This window comes from Pseudomonas lijiangensis, from assembly GCF_018968705.1.
Taxonomy (GTDB): domain Bacteria; phylum Pseudomonadota; class Gammaproteobacteria; order Pseudomonadales; family Pseudomonadaceae; genus Aquipseudomonas; species Aquipseudomonas lijiangensis.
Window position 1 is genome coordinate 5,346,301 of the sequence record NZ_CP076668.1, and the last position, 18,821, is coordinate 5,365,121.

Here is an 18,821-nt window from a genome sequence, read left to right on the forward strand (position 1 = left end):
CTTTGGCCAAACGTTTTGTTCGTGGCTCTTTGGACAACCACATCACCGATCTTCGCGTGTATGCCACAGACGCAACAGGTAAATAGTGGGGCCCTTTATTTCATAGCGCAGCTCGTAGTGCCCGATCAGGATTCGACGCACATCACGAGGTTCAAACTCTTCAAGGTATTCCCCAATGCGGGGGTTAGTCAGCAAAATGGTCGGAGCAGCAGTGAGTTGTTGAACCGTATGGGCAGCGGCAGGCTGATTCACAGCAGCAAGAAATTCGTACAATCTGGCAATGTCGGAGAGCGCTTTGCTTGTCCACTTCAACTCCATTAACGCGGCACCGGTAACGGAGTCTCGGTGCTGAGGCTATCCGCCCATGCCTGAACAGCCTGATGCTCAATAACGCGGCCAGCGTCCACATCTGCCAAGGCCTCTCGAGTCAAGCGGCTGCGCTCTTCTTCCTGATCAATCCAGGCACAAAGAGCCTGTTTGACGATCCAGTTTCTTGAACGCTCCAGACGCTCAGCCATCATGTCGATTTTCTCAGCCAGGTGGACTGGCACGTGAGCTGTGACAGATCGAGTTTTAGCGGTAGTTGTCATGGTGGATTTACCTCTGCGCAACCATGCAGCAATTAGATTGAAAGCTAATCATATTGAATAACAATTCATCGTCAAGCCGAGCAGACCAAACGGCATGCTGAGTTCTGGGGTGAGCCGCGATAGCAAAACAAGAAGAACGAGTAGCACTCCAAGATGCCGCTCGTCTTCACAGGATGCAAATCACCTCAACCCTCCGTCTTCAACACCAACTCAACCATCAGATCATCCGCCAGGGTTTCGAGCCGGGCCTGCAGATCGTCCAGTGACAGGCTCAAGGGCACGCCCAGTACCGCGTCGGCATGGAACAGCAGTTCGCTGCTCATGGGTGCCGGGGTGATGTCGGTGATCAGGCTTTCGACGTTGACGCCCTGCCCGGTCAGCAAGCGGGTGATGTCGCGCACGATGCCGGGGCGGTCATTGCCCACGAGTTGCATGCTGATGGTTTTCCAGGAGCCGAGGGCTTCGGCGGTGCTTTCGGCCAGTTGCACATGAATGCCATGGACCGTCAGCACCCGCAGTGCCTGGATCAGTTCATCCTGACTTTCAGCCGGTACACCCACCCGCAGGATACCGGCGAATTGCCCGGCCATGCGTGACATGCGGCTTTCCAGCCAGTTGCCGCCATGATCGGCGATGCATTGGGCGATACGCTCGACCTGGCCCGGTTTGTCGGGTGCAACCACAGTGACTACGAGATGATTCACAGGTGACTTCCTCTGCTTTCAAAAAGACGCCGTCAGACCCCGGCGGATGTCGCGAAAGTATAGGCAAGGTTCACAAAGGCACTGCAAAGCGCAGAACGTGTACCGTTTTGATAATTATCTGGAACAATCGCCGTCATTTTTGAGAACATCCGGGTCGGCAGCGTGACTGGTCGTGAAACTTCAGTCGTTTGGTGACATATTCATCCCCCATCGCTGCTGCTCATGTAGTATTCCGCGGCGCGCACTACATAACACCAAAACCAATAAACAGAGCGCTCCTTGAGTGAGCTCGACCTGCTGAGCAGAGTGAGGCAAGTGCAATGACTGAGTACGTTCAAGTCGGTGACCTGCAGGTCGCCAAAGTCCTGTTCGACTTCGTGCAGAACGAAGCCACCCCGGGAACCGGCATCGATGCCGCAGCGTTCTGGGCCGGGGCTGACAAACTGATCCATGAGCTTGCGCCAAAGAACAGAGCCCTGCTCGCCAAACGTGATGACTTGCAGGCAAGAATCGATGCCTGGCACCAGTCCAATGCCGGACAGGCCCACGACGCCTCGGCTTACAAAGCTTTCCTTCAGGAAATCGGTTATCTGCTGCCAGAAGCGGCGGACTTCCAGATCACGACGCAAAACGTCGATGAAGAAATTGCCACCATGGCAGGCCCGCAACTGGTCGTGCCGGTGATGAACGCCCGCTTCGCCCTCAATGCCTCCAACGCCCGCTGGGGTTCGCTGTACGACGCGCTCTATGGCACCGATGCCATCAGCGAAGAAGGCGGTGCCGAGAAGGGCAAGGGCTACAACAAGGTTCGCGGCGACAAGGTGATTGCCTTCGCCCGCGCCTTCCTGGACGAAGCCGCGCCACTGGCGGCCGGCTCCCACGTCGACTCGACGGCTTATAAGCTGATCGATGGCAAACTGGTCATCGGCCTCAAGGGCGGCAGCAATACCGGCCTCAAGGATGACGCACAACTGATCGGTTTCCAGGGCGATCCTTCTGCACCGCTGGCCATTCTGCTCAAGCACAACGGACTGCACTTCGAGATCCAGATCGATGCTTCCAGCCCGGTCGGCCTGACAGATCCGGCAGGTGTGAAAGACATTCTGATGGAAGCCGCGCTGACCACCATCATGGACTGCGAAGACTCCATCGCCGCGGTCGATGCCGACGACAAGGTCGTAGTTTACCGCAACTGGCTGGGCCTGATGAAAGGCGATCTGGCCGAAGAAGTGGCCAAGGGTGGCGAAACCTTTACCCGCACCATGAACCCGGATCGCGTCTACACCACCCCCGCTGGCAGCGAAGTCACGCTGCATGGCCGCTCGTTGCTGTTCATCCGCAACGTGGGCCATCTGATGACCATCGACGCCATTCTGGACAAACACGGCAACGAAGTGCCCGAAGGCATTCTCGACGGCCTGTTGACCAGCCTTGCGGCGATCCATAACCTCAACGGCAACACATCACGCAGCAACAGCCGCAGCGGTTCCGTGTACATCGTCAAACCGAAGATGCATGGCCCGGAAGAAGCAGCCTTCACCAACGAACTGTTCGGCCGTGTCGAGCAGGTCCTGGGCTTGCCGCGCAACACGCTGAAAGTCGGGATCATGGACGAAGAGCGCCGCACCACGGTCAACCTCAAGGCCTGTATCCAGGCGGCGAGCGAGCGTGTGGTGTTCATCAACACCGGTTTCCTGGACCGCACGGGCGACGAGATCCATACCTCCATGGAAGCAGGCCCTGTGGTGCGCAAGGCGCAGATGAAAGCCGAGAAGTGGATCGGTGCCTACGAGAACTCCAACGTCGATATAGGCCTCAAGTGCGGCCTGCAAGGCCGGGCTCAGATCGGCAAGGGCATGTGGGCCATGCCGGACCTGATGGCCGCGATGCTGGAGCAGAAAATCGCCCATCCACTGGCGGGTGCAAACACCGCCTGGGTGCCTTCGCCTACCGCAGCCGCCCTGCACGCCTTGCATTATCACAAGGTCGACGTGTTCGCCCGCCAGGCCGAACTGGCGCAGCGAGTGCCCGCTTCGGTGGACGACATCCTCACCATCCCGCTGGCCCCACAGGTCAACTGGACGCCGGAAGAGATTCGCAACGAGCTGGACAACAATGCCCAGGGCATTCTTGGCTACGTCGTGCGCTGGATCGATCAGGGCGTGGGTTGCTCGAAAGTGCCGGACATCAATGACATCGGCCTGATGGAAGACCGCGCCACGCTGCGCATCTCCAGCCAGCACATGGCCAACTGGCTGCGCCATGGCGTGGTCACTGAAGCCCAGGTACTGGAAAGCCTCAAGCGCATGGCGCCGGTAGTGGATCGCCAGAATGCCAACGATCCGCTATACCGCCCGCTGGCCCCGGATTTCGATAGCAATATCGCGTTCCAGGCCGCCGTCGAACTGGTGATCGAAGGCACCCGGCAGCCTAACGGCTACACCGAACCGGTGCTGCATCGTCGTCGTCGGGAGTTCAAGGCTCAGAACAGGTAGTGGGGTTTTCGCGGATGAATCCGCTCCTACGCCCGTAGGAGCGAATTCATTCGCGAACAGCTCAAGCCATCCCCAACTCACGCTTCACCAGCCTCACAAGCTGCTTGGTATTGAGCGGTTTGAGCAGGAAGTCCACCACACTCAAATGCATGGCATCGATGGCATCGCGCACGTTGGCGTCGCCGGAAACGATGATGATCGGCAAAGCCGCGCGTTCGGAGTCGCGCACCTGGCGGATGAGGTCCAGGCCGTCGCAAGGCGCCATGCGCAGATCGGTGATCAGCAGGCCTATGGACTGACGGGTTTCAAGCAGCTCCATTGCGCTGTTGCCACCACCAGCCGTCAGGCAACTGATGTCATTGAGACTAAGAATTTCTGCCAGCAACTCCCGTGCGTCGCTGTCGTCATCGACGATCAGCACACGTTGCGGCAAGTCACGATTGGACTGGAGCATGACCTCTGTAAGGGCGTCGCGCTCTTCATCGCTCAAGATGTCGTGGTCACTCATTACCGTCTCATCATTCCCTGGACTAATTCCTACAGCAGATCAGGCTAAACCTGAAGCGCACTTTACGGGCCTCCCAGCCGGGTATTCGAGCGCGATCCCATGCGTTCGTCAAAACAGTTCTACACAAACCCGTGCATCAGGGCACTACCTGTCAGCGTAAGACTTACGTCCAATGGGCACTGCGGCCCAAGCGGTCGACCATGACAACCAATAACAAAAACGCGGTACAGGTCATGAGCAAAGCCGACGCTTTCACCCAGGCAGGCAAAACTGCGGTGTTGCAAAACATCCACGGCACCATGCAGTTCCTGCAAAAATTTCCGCCGTTCAACCAGATGGAAAACGCACACCTTGCGTATCTGGTCGAGCAATGTCAGCTCCGTTTTTACGCCTGCGACGAGAGCATCATCAAGCCTGCCGATGGTGCAGTAGAGCACTTTTATATCGTGAAGCAAGGCCGAGTGGTAGGGGAACGACCACATTCGGCAAAAGGTGGCACCGAAACCACCTTTGAAATCACCACCGGAGAATGCTTCCCGCTGGCAGCCCTGCTGGGCGAACGGGCCACACGCACCGAACATCTGGCAGCCGAAGATACTTTTTGCCTGCAATTGAACAAACCGGCCTTCATCAAACTGTTTGCACTGTCCACCACCTTCCGGGACTTCGCCTTGCGCGGTGTCAGCAGCCTGCTGGATCAGGTCAATCATCAAGTCCAGCAACGCGCCGTGGAAACCCTGGGCACTCAATACTCCCTGAATACCCGCCTTGGCGAACTGGCCATGCGCCATCCGGTGATGTGCGACCCTGAAACACCGATGCGCGAAGCGGTCAGGATGATGCATGAGCAGCAAGTGGGCAGCATCGTGATTGTCGATGAGCAGCAGGCACCGCTCGGTATCTTCACCCTGCGGGACTTGCGCGAAGCGGTTGCCGACGTGAATGCCGACTTCAGCCAGCCCATCAGGCACACCATGAGCCAGGCACCGTTTCATCTGAGCCCCGACGCCAGCGCCTTCGATGCGGCCATCGCCATGACCGGTCGCCATATTGCCCACGTCTGCCTGGTCAAGAACGGACGCCTGTGCGGCGTGGTATCGGAGCGCGACCTGTTTTCCCTGCAACGTGTGGATCTGGTGCACCTGGCCCGCACCATTCGCAATGCACCACGGATCGAAGCACTGACCAATCTGCGCGGCGATATCGTGCAACTGGTCGACCGCATGCTGGCCCACGGTGCCTCTTCAACCCAGATCACCCAGATCATCACCCTGCTCAACGACCATACTGTCTGCAGGGTCATCGAATTGACCCTGGAAGAAAGAGGCGACCCCGGCGTGCCTTTCAGTTGGCTGTGTTTCGGCAGTGAAGGACGGCGCGAACAGACGCTGCACACCGATCAGGACAACGGCATTCTGTTCGAAGCCAGCGATGCCGTGCAGGCCGCCGAAATACGCACGCTGTTGCTGCCCATCGCCGAACGCATCAATCAGAGCCTTGCCCTGTGCGGCTTCAGCCTGTGCAAAGGCAATATCATGGCCAGCAATCCCGACCTGTGCCTGTCACGCAGCGAATGGTCCAGACGCTTCTCGTCCTTCGTGCGCGAAGCCACACCCGAGAACCTGCTGGCATCGAGCATCTACTTTGATCTGCGAGTGGTCTGGGGCGACGAAGCCGGGTGTGAACAATTACGCCGTGGCATTCTCGATCAGGTCGCAGACAATCGTCTGTTCCAGCGCATGATGGCCGACAATGCGCTGCGACAGCGTCCACCAGTCGGACGCTTCAAGGACTTCGTGCTGGCGCGCAAGGGCAGCGACAAAGACACTCTGGACCTGAAAACCGAAGGCCTGACGCCATTTGTCGATGGCGCACGGCTGCTTGCGCTGGCCAATGGTATCGGCGCCAACAACACGCTGGAACGGTTGCGGCAACTGGTGGAGCGCGAGGTCATCGACCCGCTGGACGGCGCCGCCTATGAAGAGGCTTATCACTTCATCCAGCAGACCCGCATGCTGCAACATCAGTTGCAAAGCCGTCAGAACCTGCCGTACTCAAACCGCATCGATCCGGACACCCTCAACCACCTGGACCGGCGCATCCTGCGCGAATCGTTTCGCCAGGCACAGCGCCTGCAAACCAGCCTGACCATGCGTTATCAACTATGAATCTGTTCGAGTGGCTACGACCACGCCCGAAAAAGACGCCGCTGGAGCAGCAGCACCTGCAGCGTCTGGCAGAGCTGCCGCCCTTCGCGCCACTGAGTGAGGAGTCCTTGCGCAAGCAGCGCTGGGTCGTGCTGGATCTGGAAACCAGCGGCCTGAACATGAACCGCGATCAGGTCCTGTCCATCGGTGCCGTAGTGATCGAAGACGGGGCCATCGATCTGGGCCAGCAGTTCGAGCGCACCATCTTGCGTGTCGATCACAAGGTCAGCCCGGCCGTGCTGATTCATGGCCTGGCGCCCAGCACCATCGCCGCGGGCAGCGAGCCGGTGGAAGCTTTTCTGGACTTCCTGGAGTTCGCAGGCTCAAGCCCGATGCTGGCGTTCCATGCACCATTCGACCAGCACATGCTGTCCCGTGCCCTGAAGGACAGTCTGGATTATCGCTTGCAGCATCCTTTCTTCGATGTCGCTGAAATCGCCCCGATGCTCTGCCCCGACGCCAGCTTTTGTCAGGCCGGGCTGGACGACTGGACGAACTTTTTCGGGCTGCACGCCGAAGAACGTCACCATGCCAGCGCCGATGCGCTGGTCACGGCTGAACTGGCCCTGATCCTGTTCAGCCACGCCCGCCGCCAGGGCATCGACAGCCCTGCACGGCTGGAGGAATCCCTGGGGCAATGGCGCAGGCGCAAGCAGAACCACTCGTTTTAATTCCTCGCTCTCCCCCCTTCCTTCAACATCTTCACTGCTCTCGTCGCGGCCAAGGCCCCTCCCACACATCCTGTTCTGTGGGGAAGGAGGCTTGGCCGCGATGCTTTCCCAATGTGAACTTTTGTTAAAAACAAAAAATACTTCACATTATCCACTCACTGATTCACTATCAGATTCACAGATCAGAACAATATCGCCCGTTTGCCAGCTCCAAAGGCATCGGCACTGACTTGAGGATGACTTCATGACTACGAAGAATGTTGGCGTTATCGGCCTGGGTGCCATGGGACTGGGTATTGCCCGTTCGCTGCTGCGCAATGGTTTCAATGTGCATGCCTGCGATGTACGTACCAGCGTGACCGAAGCGTTCGCCCAGGAAGGCGGTGTTGCCTGTGACTCGCCAGCAAGCATGGCGGCCGCCTGCGACGTGATCATCACCGTCGTCGTCAACGCCGAGCAGACTGAAGCGGTCCTCTTTGGCGAGAACGGTGCCATCGGCGCACTGCGTCCCGGCAGCCTGGTCATCGGCTGTGCCACCGTCGCGCCAACCTTCGCAGTCGAACTGGGCCAGCGCCTGGTCGATCAAGGCCTGCTGTATCTCGATGCCCCGATCTCCGGCGGCGCGGCCAAGGCAGCAGCTGGCCAGATGACCATGATGACCTCAGGCCCGGCCGAGTCCTACGCCAAGGCAGAAGCCGTGCTCAACGGCATGGCGGGCAAGGTCTATCGCCTGGGCGATGTCCATGGCCTGGGCTCGAAAGTCAAAATCATCAACCAGTTGCTGGCCGGCGTGCACATCGCGGCAAGCGCCGAAGCCATGGCCCTGGGCCTGCGCGAAGGTGTCGATGCCGACGCCCTGTACGAAGTGATCACCAACAGCGCCGGTAACTCGTGGATGTTCGAGAACCGTGTACCGCACATCCTCAACGCGGATTACACCCCGCTGTCGGCGGTGGACATTTTCGTCAAGGATCTGGGCCTGGTACTGGATACCGCCCGCACCAGCAAATTCCCGCTGCCGCTGTCGGCCACGGCTCACCAGATGTTCATGCAGGCTTCCAGCGCCGGTTTCGGCCGTGAAGATGACTCTGCGGTGATCAAGATTTTCCCGGGCATCGAACTGCCGAAAGCCAAACCAGAACAAGCCTGAGGAACGCCCCATGACTTCGACTTCCTCTCGCCCGTTGCTGGGCTGCATCGCCGATGACTTCACCGGTGCCACGGACCTGGCCAACATGCTGGTTCGCGGCGGCATGCGCACCGTGCAAAGTATCGGTATCCCGAGCGCTGAAATGGCAGCCGGCCTTGATGCCGACGCCATCGTGATCGCCCTCAAGTCGCGCACAACACCCACCGCCGAAGCCATCGATGAGTCGCTGGCTGCGCTGGAATGGCTGCGCGAGCGCGGTTGCGAGCAGATCTTCTTCAAATACTGCTCGACCTTCGACTCGACAGCCGCTGGCAACATCGGCCAGGTCAGCGAAGCCCTGCTGGAAAAACTCGGCAGTGACTTCACCCTGGCGTGCCCTGCCTTCCCGGAAAACGGCCGCACGATCTTCCGTGGTCACTTGTTCGTTCAGGACCAGTTGCTCAACGAATCCGGCATGCAGAACCATCCGCTGACGCCCATGACCGACGCCAATCTGGTGCGCGTTCTGCAAGAGCAGACCAGCAAGAAAGTCGGCCTGTTGCGCTATGACACCGTCGCCAAGGGCGTGGACGCCGTACGCAGCAGAATCGCCGAGCTGCGCGCCGACGGCGTGAGCATGGCCATTGCCGATGCCGTTTCCGATGCCGACCTTTATGTACTGGGCGAAGCCTGTGCCGACCTGCCGCTGCTGACCGGTGGTTCGGGTCTGGCGCTGGGCCTGCCGGGCAACTTCCGCAAGGCTGGCAAGCTGCGCGATATCGATGCGGCAAAACAGGCCGCCGTCGGCGGTGGCGAAGTCGTCCTGGCGGGCAGCGCTTCGGTGGCCACCAATGGCCAGGTCGCGGCCTGGCTGGAAGACAACCGCCCTGCCCTGCGCATCAATCCGCTGGAGCTGGCGGCAGGCAAGCCGGTGGTCGAGCAGGCCCTGGCTTTCGCTCGCGATGCCGGGCAAACCGTTCTGATCTATGCCACCAGCACGCCGGATGAAGTCAAGGCCGTGCAGAAGGAGCTGGGTGTCGAACGCTCCGGCGCCATGGTCGAGGAAGCGCTGGGGCAGATCGCCAAAGGCTTGCTGGAGTCGGGCGTACGTCGCTTTGTCGTCGCCGGTGGCGAAACGTCGGGTGCAGTGGTTCAGGCGCTCGGCGTGCAATTGCTGCAGATCGGCGCACAGATCGATCCGGGCGTTCCGGCGACCGTCAGCAGCGGCGCACAGCCGCTGGCGTTGGCACTCAAGTCCGGCAACTTCGGTGCCCGTGACTTCTTCGCCAAAGCCCTCAAGCAACTGGCAGGAGAAGCTTGATGAGCAGCGAAAAAGCCCTGCGCGAAGAAATCTGCGATGTCGGCAGACTGCTGTATGGCCGTAGCTACACGGTCGGCAGCGCCGGCAACATCAGTGCCCGCCTCGACGACGGCTGGCTGATTACCCCGACCGACGCCTGCCTGGGCCGACTGAACCCGGCGGATATCGCCAAGGTCAATCTGGCGGGCGAATGGGTGTCCGGCAACAAGCCGTCCAAGACCCTGGCGCTGCATCGCGAGGTCTATGACCGCAACCCGGAAGTCGGCGGCGTGGTGCACACCCACTCGACGCATCTGGTCGCGCTGACGCTGGCCGGCGTCTGGAAAGAAGACGACATCCTGCCGCCACTGACGCCGTATCAGGTCATGAAAGTCGGGCATATCCCGCTGATTGGCTACGAACGTCCGGGCTCCCCGAAAGTCGCCGAGCGCGTCGCACAACTGGCCAACAGTGTGCGCGGCGTGATGCTGGAGCGACTGGGCCCGGTGGTCTGGGAAAGCTCGGTCGCCAAGGCCTGCTACGCCCTGGAAGAACTCGAAGAAACCGCTCGCCTGTGGCTGATGACCAACCCCAAGCCTGCGCCACTGGACCCGGCAGCCCTTGAAGAGCTGCGTCAGGTCTTCGGCGCGAAGTGGTAACTCGCAAGCATTGATCGGGAGTTGCCTGGCGACTCCCGACCGACGACAGCATCACCACACACAATAACAACAGGACTCAAGAGCATGAATCATCCCTATCTCGCTTTTGTCAGCTATCGCTCAGCGTTTGTCTCGCTAACCCTTCTGCGGAGTGCACAGGCATGACTCCTTTCATGTTGATGGCTATTGCGGGTGCAGGGATCGCACTGCTGCTGTTTCTGGTTCTCAAATACAAATTCCAGCCTTTCGTGGCCCTGATGCTGGTCAGCATCATCGTGGCACTGGTAGCCGGTGTGAAACCGGCCGATCTGGTCGCGACCATCGAAGGCGGCATGGGCAAGACCCTTGGCCATATCGCGATCATCATTGCCCTGGGCGCGATGATCGGGCGCATCATCGAACTGTCGGGAGGCGCCGAAGCACTGGCCAGAACGCTGATCGACCGCTTCGGTAACAAGCGCACGCCACTGGCGCTGACCGTTGCAGGCTTCATGGTCGGTATTCCGGTGTTCTTCGAAGTGGGCGTGATCATTCTCATGCCACTGGCCTACGGCGTGGCACGTGCGGCCCGCAAACCGCTGCTGATCTTTGCCTTGCCGATGTGCGCCGCGTTGCTGGCCGTGCATGCCTTCCTGCCGCCGCATCCGGGTGCCGTCGCTGCTGCCAGCCAGCTGGGTGCAGACCTGGGTCGTGTGCTGATGCTGGGCATTCCGATGGTCGCGGTGCTGTGCATCATCGGTTACTTCGTCGCCGGTCGCATGACCCGCAAGACCTACCCGATGACAGACGATATCCGTGCCGAAGTCTACGGCCCGCATGTCACCAACGAAGACCTGGAAGCCTGGGCGCGCAACGACTATTCCACTGTCCGCGAAACCACGCAGGCCAGGACGATGGGCGGCGAAGAAAGCGCCAGCAGTCTGGCAAGCAAGCTGCCGCCAGCGCCTGCACCGGGTTTCGGCCTGATCATCGGGCTGATTCTGCTGCCTATCGTGCTGATCCTGCTGGGAACACTGGCCACCACCATGCTGCCGGTGACGTCCACGCTGCGTGGCGTTCTGACCGTCCTCGGTGCTCCACTGGTTGCCCTGCTGATCGACACCCTGCTGTGCGCCTGGTTGCTGGGTACACGTCGCGGCTGGAGCCGTTCCCAGGTATCGGACGTCATCGGCTCGGCACTGCCGGGCGTGGCCATGGTGATCCTGATCGCTGGCGCCGGTGGCGTGTTCGGTAAAGTGCTGGTCGATACCGGCATCGGCGCAGTGGTTTCCGAAGCCTTGCGCCATACCGGCCTGCCGGTTCTGGCTCTGGGCTTCCTGCTGACCATGCTGCTGCGTGCGGTCCAGGGCTCCACCACTGTGGCGCTGGTTACCACCGCCGGTATTCTGAGCCCGCTGATCGCCACGCTGGACCTGAGCGCCAACCATCTGGCCCTGCTCTGCCTGGCCATGGGCGGTGGCGGTCTGGCCATGTCGCACATCAACGACGCGGGTTACTGGATGTTTACCAAGCTGGCAGGCCTGAACGTCGCCGACGGCTTGCGCACCTGGACCGTACTGGTCACGCTGCTGGGTACATTGGGCTTCGTCCTGACCCTGCTGCTCTGGCCCTTCGTCTGACCTTTAGAGACTGGAGTTAACATGCCTCGTTTTGCCGCCAACCTCAGCATGCTGTACCCACAGCATGATTTCCTTGAGCGCTTCGCCGCAGCCGCTGCCGATGGTTTCGGCGCGGTCGAGTATCTGTTTCCCTACGACTACAGCCCGCAGGAGCTCAAGCAACGCCTGAGCGACAACGGTCTGGTGCAGGCGCTGTTCAACGCTCCGCCGGGCGACTGGGCCGCCGGTGAACGAGGCATCGCCACCTTGCCGGGCCGTGAGGCGGAATTTCGCAGCGGCATCGAAAAGGCACTGGAATATGCCCAAGTGCTCGGTAATGACCGGATTCACGTCATGGCAGGCCTGCTGCCCGGCGAAGACCTGCGTCAGCGCCATCAGGCGGTGTACCTGGAAAACCTGACGTTTGCGGCTGAACAGGCCAAGGCTGCCGGAATCACGGTGCTGATCGAGCCGATCAACACACGCGACATGCCGGGCTTCTTCCTCAATCGTCAGGATCAGGCCCAGGATATTTGCCGTCAGGTGGGTGCCGACAACCTCAAGGTCCAGTTCGACTGCTACCACTGCCAGATCGTCGAAGGCGACCTGACAGCCAAGCTGCGTCGCGACTTTGCCGGGATTGGCCACATCCAGATCGCGGGCGTGCCGGATCGTCACGAACCGGATCTGGGCGAGCTGAACTACGCGCACCTGTTCGAGGTGATCGACCAGTTGGGCTATAAAGGCTGGATCGGTTGCGAATATCGTCCGAAGGGCGATACCAGTGAAGGCCTGGCGTGGCTGCGCCAATTGCAGGCTTGACCGCTTGACGTCCTGCCTCAGCAGTTGAGGCAGGACGCTTCTCTTTATTCTTCCTGTGTATCGAACTGGTCCTTGATGTAGCGGATTTCAGTACGGCCATGGGGCGCAGGCAATCCGTCTTCGCCCAGGTTGACGAACACCATCTTCTCTACCGTCAGGATGCTCTTGCGAGTGATCTTGTTACGGACCTCACACATCAGAGTGATCGACGTACGCCCGAACTCGGTGGCGGTGATCCCCAGCTCGATGATGTCGCCCTGGCGCGAAGCGCTGACGAAGTTGATTTCCGAGATGTACTTGGTCACCACACGCTGATTGCCCAACTGGACGATGGCGTAGATCGCCGCCTCTTCATCGATCCAGCGCAGCAGACTGCCACCGAACAGCGTACCGTTGGGGTTGAGGTCTTCGGGCTTGACCCACTTGCGGGTGTGGAAATTCATGTTCACTCCTGGGCGACTGCCAATGGATGCCTGTCTTCGTGGCAGCATACCTAAAAACCCGGTGTCCGGGATTTCACCGATAGAAAACCTTGGGAAGAATCGCCAGCGCGGCTATACTGCCAAACGTTTCAAAACGGTCATCTTCACTTGATACCGTTCCCGCCACCTGTCCGAGGGGCGCTGCAGCAGGTTTTCCCTGTCAGGCTCGGATGGGGCGTTGTTTGACCGGTCCACTGGTCAAGCCTTAAACGCACAACGGCGCCCATTCGCATTTTTATGGAATGGAGACTCTCAATGAGTGCTGTAATCACGCCTGCAGAATTCAACGATTTCAAAGTGGCCGATATTTCCCTGGCTGCCTGGGGCCGTCGCGAAACCATCATCGCCGAATCCGAAATGCCTGCCCTGATGGGTCTGCGCCGCAAGTACGCCGGTGAGCAACCGCTCAAGGGCGCCAAGATCCTCGGCTGCATCCACATGACCATCCAGACTGCCGTGCTGATCGAAACTCTGGTCGCACTGGGCGCCGAAGTTCGCTGGTCGTCGTGCAACATTTTCTCCACCCAGGATCAGGCTGCTGCCGCAATCGCCGCTGCCGGCATTCCTGTGTTCGCCTGGAAAGGCGAGACCGAAGAAGAATACGAGTGGTGCATCGAGCAGACCATCCTGAAAGATGGCCAGCCTTGGGACGCCAACATGATCCTCGACGACGGCGGCGACCTGACCGAGATCCTGCACAAGAAATACCCACAGATGCTTGATCGCATCCACGGCGTGACCGAAGAAACCACCACTGGCGTACACCGCCTGCTGGACATGCTGGCCAAGGGCGAGCTGAAAATCCCGGCCATCAACGTCAACGACTCGGTCACCAAGAGCAAGAACGACAACAAGTACGGCTGCCGTCACAGCCTGAACGACGCCATCAAGCGCGGTACCGACCACCTGCTGTCCGGCAAGCAGGCGCTGGTCATCGGTTACGGCGACGTGGGCAAGGGCTCGGCTCAGTCCCTGCGTCAGGAAGGCATGATCGTCAAGGTCACCGAAGTCGACCCGATCTGCGCCATGCAAGCCTGCATGGACGGTTTCGAAGTGGTTTCCCCGTTCATCGACGGTGAAAACGACGGCACCGAAGCCAGCATCGACAAGGCCCTGCTGGGCAAGATCGACCTGATCGTGACCACCACCGGCAACGTCAACGTCTGCGACGCGAACATGCTCAAGGCGCTGAAAAAACGCGCTGTGGTCTGCAACATCGGTCACTTCGACAACGAAATCGACACCGCTTTCATGCGCAAGAACTGGGCATGGGAAGAAGTGAAGCCACAGGTTCACAAGATCCACCGCACCGGCGCTGGCGCTTTCGACCCACAGAACGACGACTACCTGATCCTGCTGGCCGAAGGCCGTCTGGTTAACCTGGGCAACGCCACAGGTCACCCAAGCCGCATCATGGACGGCTCGTTCGCCAACCAGGTTCTGGCTCAGATCTTCCTGTTCGACCAGAAGTACGCCGACCTGTCGCCAGCCCAGAAAGCCGAGCGCCTGACCGTTGAAGTACTGCCGAAGAAACTAGACGAAGAAGTGGCCCTGGAAATGGTCCGCGGCTTCGGCGGCGTCGTGACCAAACTGACCAAGACCCAGGCCGACTACATCGGCGTGACCGTCGAAGGCCCGTTCAAGCCACACGCTTATCGTTACTAAGTAGCGGCAAGCTGCAAGCCACAAGCAGCAAGTAAAAGCATTCCGTTTGCTTGCTGCCCTGGCCTGAAGCCTGCTCCTTTTATCGCTATTCATGCAGCCGCGAGCTGTAAGCTCCAGACTCTTGAGACAGGCGCACAGCCCTCTTGCAGCCTGGAGCTTGAAGCTTGCCGCTGGAGGCTCCCTCCACCATGTCCCAAGACCGCCGTTTCAGCTTCGAGTTCTTCCCGACCAAGACCGACGCTGGGCATGAAAAGCTGCTGACCGTTGCGCGTCAGCTGGCCAGTTACAACCCGGATTTCTTCTCCTGCACCTATGGTGCCGGTGGTTCTACCCGTGACCGCACGATCAACACCGTGCTGCAACTGGAAAACGAAGTCAAAATCCCTGCCGCACCGCACCTGTCGTGCGTGGGTGACAGCAAAGCCGAACTGCGCGAACTGCTGACCCAATACAAGAATGCCGGCATCAAACGCATCGTCGCCCTGCGCGGCGACCTGCCGTCCGGCATGGGTATGGCCAGCGGTGAACTTCGCTACGCCAGCGACCTGGTTTCCTTCATCCGTGAAGAAACCGGCGATCACTTCCATATCGAAGTGGCGGCGTACCCGGAGATGCACCCTCAGGCTCACAACTTCGAAAACGACCTGAAAAACTTCGTGCACAAGGCCAACGCCGGTGCAGACAGTGCGATCACCCAGTACTTCTTCAACGCCGACAGCTACTTCCACTTCGTGGAACGTGTTCAGAAGCAAGGCGTGAGCCTGCCGATCGTGCCGGGCATCATGCCTATCACCAACTACAGCAAGCTGGCCCGTTTCTCGGATGCCTGCGGTGCGGAAATCCCGCGCTGGGTTCGCAAGCAACTGGAAGCCTATGGCGACGACATCCAGAGCATCCAGGCGTTTGGCGAACAGGTCATCACCGAAATGTGCGAACGCCTGCTTGAAGGCGGCGCACCGGGCCTGCACTTCTACACGCTCAACCAGGCAGAACCGAGCCTGGCCATCTGGAACAACCTGAAGCTGCCACGCTGACAGGCCATTCTCCAGGCAGGGTCTTTCGGTGACTACCGTGCGAAAGATCCTGCAGCAGAAACCGTTGGGCAGCATGAAAGCAGCGCAGCGCGTTTGCTCTGTTATACTCCAGCCTTCCCGCCAGGCTTACGCCCGGACGCTCGGTCTTGCAGAAGCCATCTCGATCACGAAAACAGCGCATTTCCAACCCGCGCCGATGACACGAGATGAATCAAAGACCCCGCAGGACCGGACGGGATCGCGTCTTCTCAGTCTCTGTACACAAGGTCGGCAATCCAGCGATTGGCCGCTTCTACACGAGTTGAACGTCATTCGCGCCAGGCAGACTATCCCTTGAGCTCAAGCTCCAACAGAACAGGATTACTCATGTCCTTTGCTTCCCTCGGTCTCTCCGAGGCTTTAGTCCGCGCCATCGAGGCAGCGGGCTATACCCAGCCTACTCCGGTGCAACAGCGGGCCATTCCCGCCGTGTTGCAAGGTCGCGACCTGATGGTTGCGGCACAGACAGGTACTGGTAAAACCGGTGGCTTCGCCCTCCCGATTCTGGAGCGGTTGTTCCCCAACGGTCATCCGGACAAATCCCAGCGTCATGGCCCGCGCCAACCCCGCGTACTGGTCCTGACCCCAACCCGCGAACTGGCTGCCCAGGTGCATGACAGCTTCAAGCTGTATGCCCGCGACCTGAAGTTCGTCAGCGCCTGCATCTTCGGCGGTGTCGGCATGAACCCGCAGGTCCAGGCCATGGCCCGTGGCGTGGACGTGCTGGTCGCCTGCCCCGGCCGCCTGCTCGACCTGGCCGGACAAGGCAGCGTCGATCTGTCCCACGTTGAAATCCTGGTGCTCGATGAAGCAGACCGGATGCTCGACATGGGCTTCGTCCACGACGTGAAAAAGGTCCTTGCCCGCCTGCCGGCCAAGCGCCAGAACCTGCTGTTCTCGGCAACGTTCTCCAACGACATCACCGCCCTGGCCGGCAAGCTGCTGCACAACCCCGAGCGCATCGAAGTCACGCCACCGAACACCACGGTCGAGCGTATCGAGCAACGGGTTTTCCGCCTGCCCGCCAACCACAAGCGTTCGCTACTGGCGCACCTGATCACTCAGGGCGCGTGGGAACAGGTTCTGGTCTTCACCCGCACCAAGCACGGCGCCAACCGCCTGGCCGAGTACCTGGACAAGCACGGCCTCAGCGCTGTCGCGATCCACGGCAACAAGAGCCAGAACGCCCGTACCAAAGCCCTGGCCGACTTCAAGGCCGGTGACGTACGGATCATGGTCGCCACCGATATCGCCGCCCGCGGCCTGGATATCGACCAGTTGCCACACGTGGTCAACTTCGAGCTGCCAAACGTCGATGAAGACTACGTGCACCGCATCGGTCGTACCGGCCGTGCAGGCCGCACCGGCGAGGCCATCTCGCTGGTCGCGCCGGACGAAGAAAAACTGCTCAAAAGCATCGAGCGCATGACCCGTCAGAAAATCCCTGACGGCGACCTGATGGGTTTCGACATCAATGCAGTCGAGGCGGAAAAGCCTGAAGTTCGTGAGCGTCCGGACGTCCGCAACCCACGCGCAGCACGTGCTCCACGTGGCGAAGGCGAAAAGAGCAGCAACAACGGTGGTCGTCGCGACAAGGGCAAGGACAAAGGCAAGGAAAAGCCGGCAGCAGCTGCAGCAGCGCCTGGCGAACGTCCGGCACGTCAGCCGCGTGAAAGAAAACCTCGCGAAGGTACGCCACGTGAGCAGCGTCACTCGCAACCACCACGCCCATCGCCTGATCGCGCACCTGACGAGTTTCGGGATGACGATGTGGATAACTTCGGCAACCGCGCTGACTATGTAAGCCCTTACCAAGGCAAGAATCAGGGCCGTGGCCGCCGTCCCGGAGCCCCTGCCGCTCCAGGCGCAGCACCTGCTGGCGCCGGACGTCCGCAAGGTTCGGGGCGCCCGGCCAACCCACGCAACTCGGGCGCAGGGGGTGCAGGCACCGGTGCCAAGCGCAATGGCTCGGGTTCCGGCTCGCGCAGTGGTGGCGGAGGCCGTGACGGCCAACAGCGCAATCGCCGCCCGGCACGTGACGATCAGTCCCGCCAGGAACCGGCCGTTCGCAGTTCCCGTGAAGGCCAGCAACCTCAGCCGAAGATCGTGCACAAGGAATCGAAAATCGATCGGTTCCCGTCTGCCGAGCAGCTCGATCAGTTGCCAAGCCGCCCACGCGGTGAAAAACCGGCCTTGCTGACTCGCAACCGCGATAGCTGACAGCACGGCTGAAACAGAAACGCCCCGACTGGTTCGGGGCGTTTTTGTATGTGCTGCAAAAACAGGAACGCCGACACAAGGTCGGCGTTCCGTCGATCAGGCAGCGCTTACTTCTTCTGGACGCCTTCGAGGCTGATGTCCAGGTCCAGCGTCTGAGAGGTCGGACCTGGGCCTTTGATGCCGAAGTCGTTCAGGTTCAGAGTGCTGGTGCCGTTGAAGCCGGCACGGTAGCCGCCCCATGGATCCTTGCCTTCGCCGTTGAAGGTAGCCTTGATCACGATTGGCTTGGTGACGCCGTGCAGGGTCAGGTCGCCAGTGACGTCAGCGGTTTTCTCGCCGGTGGATTTGACGCTGGTGGAAACGAACTTGGCTTCCGGGTATTTGGCAACGTCCAGAAAGTCCTTGCTGGAGATGTGCTTGTCGCGCTCTGCATGGTTAGTGAAGAGGCTGGCAGTTTTCAGCTCGACAGCGATCTTGCTGGCTTCAGGCTTGGCAGCATCGAAGCTGAAAGTACCGTCCCAGTCCTTGAAAGTGCCGTGGATGAAGCTGTAGCCCAGATGGCTGATCTTGAAGTCGATGAAAGCGTGCTGGCCTTCCTTGTCGATCACGTAATCAGCAGCCATCGCCTGACCGGCAGACAACAGAGCAGTACCAAGAGCCAGAGCGGCGAGAGACTTCTTCAACATGCTTTTATTCCC

17 protein-coding genes and 1 riboswitch are annotated in these 18,821 nt (G+C 60.1%); of the genes, 11 read left to right on the forward strand and 6 right to left on the reverse strand.

Annotated features, from left to right (window positions below; translation table 11 throughout):
• Positions 1–42: 42 nt before the first annotated feature.
• From KQP88_RS22800 to KQP88_RS22810, 3 genes are all read right to left on the reverse strand, one after another.
• Positions 43–318 (reverse strand): type II toxin-antitoxin system RelE/ParE family toxin, encoded by a 276-nt coding sequence (locus KQP88_RS22800; protein ID WP_216704253.1) that lies wholly within the window; start codon positions 316–318, stop codon positions 43–45.
• Positions 318–590 (reverse strand): CopG family ribbon-helix-helix protein, encoded by a 273-nt coding sequence (locus KQP88_RS22805; protein WP_216704254.1) that lies wholly within the window; start codon positions 588–590, stop codon positions 318–320. The genes KQP88_RS22800 and KQP88_RS22805 overlap by 1 nt, the downstream gene beginning before the upstream one ends.
• Positions 591–775: 185 nt before the next feature.
• Positions 776–1,294, reverse strand: coding sequence for a glycine cleavage system protein R (locus KQP88_RS22810; RefSeq protein ID WP_198727608.1), 519 nt, complete (start codon positions 1,292–1,294; stop codon positions 776–778).
• 320 nt (positions 1,295–1,614) lie between these two features.
• On the opposite strand from KQP88_RS22810, the gene KQP88_RS22815 reads away from it, so the two are divergent.
• Positions 1,615–3,789: a malate synthase G gene (locus tag KQP88_RS22815; protein WP_200995216.1), complete on the forward strand. Its 2,175-nt coding sequence runs from the start codon at positions 1,615–1,617 to the stop codon at positions 3,787–3,789.
• 61 nt (positions 3,790–3,850) lie between these two features.
• Here the strand turns inward: KQP88_RS22815 and KQP88_RS22820 are convergent, their stop codons facing one another.
• On the reverse strand, positions 3,851–4,297 hold the full coding sequence (locus KQP88_RS22820) for a response regulator (RefSeq protein WP_198727606.1): 447 nt from the start codon (positions 4,295–4,297) through the stop codon (positions 3,851–3,853).
• A 233-nt stretch (positions 4,298–4,530) separates the two neighbouring features.
• Here KQP88_RS22820 and KQP88_RS22825 point away from each other — a divergent pair, with 233 nt between their 5' ends.
• From KQP88_RS22825 to otnI, 7 genes are all read left to right on the forward strand, one after another.
• Entirely contained in the window at positions 4,531–6,465 is a 1,935-nt protein-coding gene (locus KQP88_RS22825) for a putative nucleotidyltransferase substrate binding domain-containing protein (protein WP_216706024.1), read from the forward strand.
• Positions 6,462–7,175 (forward strand): 3'-5' exonuclease, encoded by a 714-nt coding sequence (locus tag KQP88_RS22830; RefSeq protein ID WP_216704255.1) that lies wholly within the window; start codon positions 6,462–6,464, stop codon positions 7,173–7,175. Before KQP88_RS22825 ends, KQP88_RS22830 begins: the two co-directional genes overlap by 4 nt.
• Positions 7,176–7,419: 244 nt before the next feature.
• A complete protein-coding gene (gene ltnD, locus KQP88_RS22835; protein ID WP_216704256.1) occupies positions 7,420–8,325 on the forward strand; it encodes an L-threonate dehydrogenase in 906 nt (301 codons plus the stop codon).
• A gap of 10 nt (positions 8,326–8,335) precedes the next feature.
• The gene (gene otnK, locus KQP88_RS22840; RefSeq protein WP_216704257.1) at positions 8,336–9,625 is read left to right on the forward strand and encodes a 3-oxo-tetronate kinase; all 1,290 of its coding nucleotides are present in this window, start codon (positions 8,336–8,338) and stop codon (positions 9,623–9,625) included.
• Positions 9,625–10,263 carry a 3-oxo-tetronate 4-phosphate decarboxylase gene (gene otnC, locus KQP88_RS22845; protein WP_200995219.1) on the forward strand — a complete coding sequence of 213 codons (639 nt, stop codon included), beginning with the start codon at positions 9,625–9,627 and terminating at the stop codon, positions 10,261–10,263. Before otnK ends, otnC begins: the two co-directional genes overlap by 1 nt.
• 161 nt (positions 10,264–10,424) lie before the next feature.
• Positions 10,425–11,882, forward strand: a complete 1,458-nt coding sequence (locus KQP88_RS22850) for a GntT/GntP/DsdX family permease (protein WP_200995220.1) — start codon at positions 10,425–10,427, stop codon at positions 11,880–11,882.
• 21 nt (positions 11,883–11,903) lie between these two features.
• Positions 11,904–12,683, forward strand: coding sequence for a 2-oxo-tetronate isomerase (otnI, locus tag KQP88_RS22855; RefSeq protein WP_216704258.1), 780 nt, complete (start codon positions 11,904–11,906; stop codon positions 12,681–12,683).
• A gap of 44 nt (positions 12,684–12,727) precedes the next feature.
• Here otnI and KQP88_RS22860 read toward each other — a convergent pair whose 3' ends face one another.
• A complete protein-coding gene (locus KQP88_RS22860; protein ID WP_200995222.1) occupies positions 12,728–13,126 on the reverse strand; it encodes an acyl-CoA thioesterase in 399 nt (132 codons plus the stop codon).
• A 166-nt stretch (positions 13,127–13,292) separates the two neighbouring features.
• Positions 13,293–13,397, forward strand: a riboswitch (S-adenosyl-L-homocysteine riboswitch).
• Positions 13,398–13,420: 23 nt separating this feature from the next.
• On the opposite strand from KQP88_RS22860, the gene ahcY reads away from it, so the two are divergent.
• The 3 genes from ahcY to KQP88_RS22875 all read left to right on the forward strand — a co-directional run bounded on the left by ahcY (position 13,421) and on the right by KQP88_RS22875 (position 18,123).
• Positions 13,421–14,830 carry an adenosylhomocysteinase gene (gene ahcY, locus KQP88_RS22865; protein ID WP_025262223.1) on the forward strand — a complete coding sequence of 470 codons (1,410 nt, stop codon included), beginning with the start codon at positions 13,421–13,423 and terminating at the stop codon, positions 14,828–14,830.
• A gap of 188 nt (positions 14,831–15,018) precedes the next feature.
• Entirely contained in the window at positions 15,019–15,864 is an 846-nt protein-coding gene (metF, locus tag KQP88_RS22870; protein ID WP_025262224.1) for a methylenetetrahydrofolate reductase [NAD(P)H], read from the forward strand.
• Between the two features lie 366 nt (positions 15,865–16,230).
• Positions 16,231–18,123 carry a DEAD/DEAH box helicase gene (locus KQP88_RS22875; RefSeq protein WP_216704259.1) on the forward strand — a complete coding sequence of 631 codons (1,893 nt, stop codon included), beginning with the start codon at positions 16,231–16,233 and terminating at the stop codon, positions 18,121–18,123.
• Positions 18,124–18,230: 107 nt separating this feature from the next.
• On the opposite strand, the gene KQP88_RS22880 is transcribed toward KQP88_RS22875, so the two are convergent.
• Positions 18,231–18,809 carry a YceI family protein gene (locus KQP88_RS22880; protein ID WP_216704260.1) on the reverse strand — a complete coding sequence of 193 codons (579 nt, stop codon included), beginning with the start codon at positions 18,807–18,809 and terminating at the stop codon, positions 18,231–18,233.
• Positions 18,810–18,821 lie beyond the last annotated feature (12 nt).

Excerpts from the sequence above, each read along its gene's own strand:
- KQP88_RS22800 (WP_216704253.1), bottom strand. The coding sequence starts at position 318 with ATGGAGTTGAAGTGGACAAGCAAAGCGCTCTCCGACATTGCCAGATTG.
- KQP88_RS22805 (WP_216704254.1), bottom strand. The coding sequence starts at position 590 with ATGACAACTACCGCTAAAACTCGATCTGTCACAGCTCACGTGCCAGTC.
- KQP88_RS22815 (WP_200995216.1), top strand. The coding sequence starts at position 1,615 with ATGACTGAGTACGTTCAAGTCGGTGACCTGCAGGTCGCCAAAGTCCTG.
- KQP88_RS22820 (WP_198727606.1), bottom strand. The coding sequence starts at position 4,297 with ATGAGTGACCACGACATCTTGAGCGATGAAGAGCGCGACGCCCTTACA.
- KQP88_RS22825 (WP_216706024.1), top strand. The coding sequence starts at position 4,531 with ATGAGCAAAGCCGACGCTTTCACCCAGGCAGGCAAAACTGCGGTGTTG.
- KQP88_RS22830 (WP_216704255.1), top strand. The coding sequence starts at position 6,462 with ATGAATCTGTTCGAGTGGCTACGACCACGCCCGAAAAAGACGCCGCTG.
- ltnD (WP_216704256.1), top strand. The coding sequence starts at position 7,420 with ATGACTACGAAGAATGTTGGCGTTATCGGCCTGGGTGCCATGGGACTG.
- otnK (WP_216704257.1), top strand. The coding sequence starts at position 8,336 with ATGACTTCGACTTCCTCTCGCCCGTTGCTGGGCTGCATCGCCGATGAC.
- otnC (WP_200995219.1), top strand. The coding sequence starts at position 9,625 with ATGAGCAGCGAAAAAGCCCTGCGCGAAGAAATCTGCGATGTCGGCAGA.
- KQP88_RS22850 (WP_200995220.1), top strand. The coding sequence starts at position 10,425 with ATGACTCCTTTCATGTTGATGGCTATTGCGGGTGCAGGGATCGCACTG.
- otnI (WP_216704258.1), top strand. The coding sequence starts at position 11,904 with ATGCCTCGTTTTGCCGCCAACCTCAGCATGCTGTACCCACAGCATGAT.
- KQP88_RS22860 (WP_200995222.1), bottom strand. The coding sequence starts at position 13,126 with ATGAATTTCCACACCCGCAAGTGGGTCAAGCCCGAAGACCTCAACCCC.
- ahcY (WP_025262223.1), top strand. The coding sequence starts at position 13,421 with ATGAGTGCTGTAATCACGCCTGCAGAATTCAACGATTTCAAAGTGGCC.
- metF (WP_025262224.1), top strand. The coding sequence starts at position 15,019 with ATGTCCCAAGACCGCCGTTTCAGCTTCGAGTTCTTCCCGACCAAGACC.
- KQP88_RS22875 (WP_216704259.1), top strand. The coding sequence starts at position 16,231 with ATGTCCTTTGCTTCCCTCGGTCTCTCCGAGGCTTTAGTCCGCGCCATC.
- KQP88_RS22880 (WP_216704260.1), bottom strand. The coding sequence starts at position 18,809 with ATGTTGAAGAAGTCTCTCGCCGCTCTGGCTCTTGGTACTGCTCTGTTG.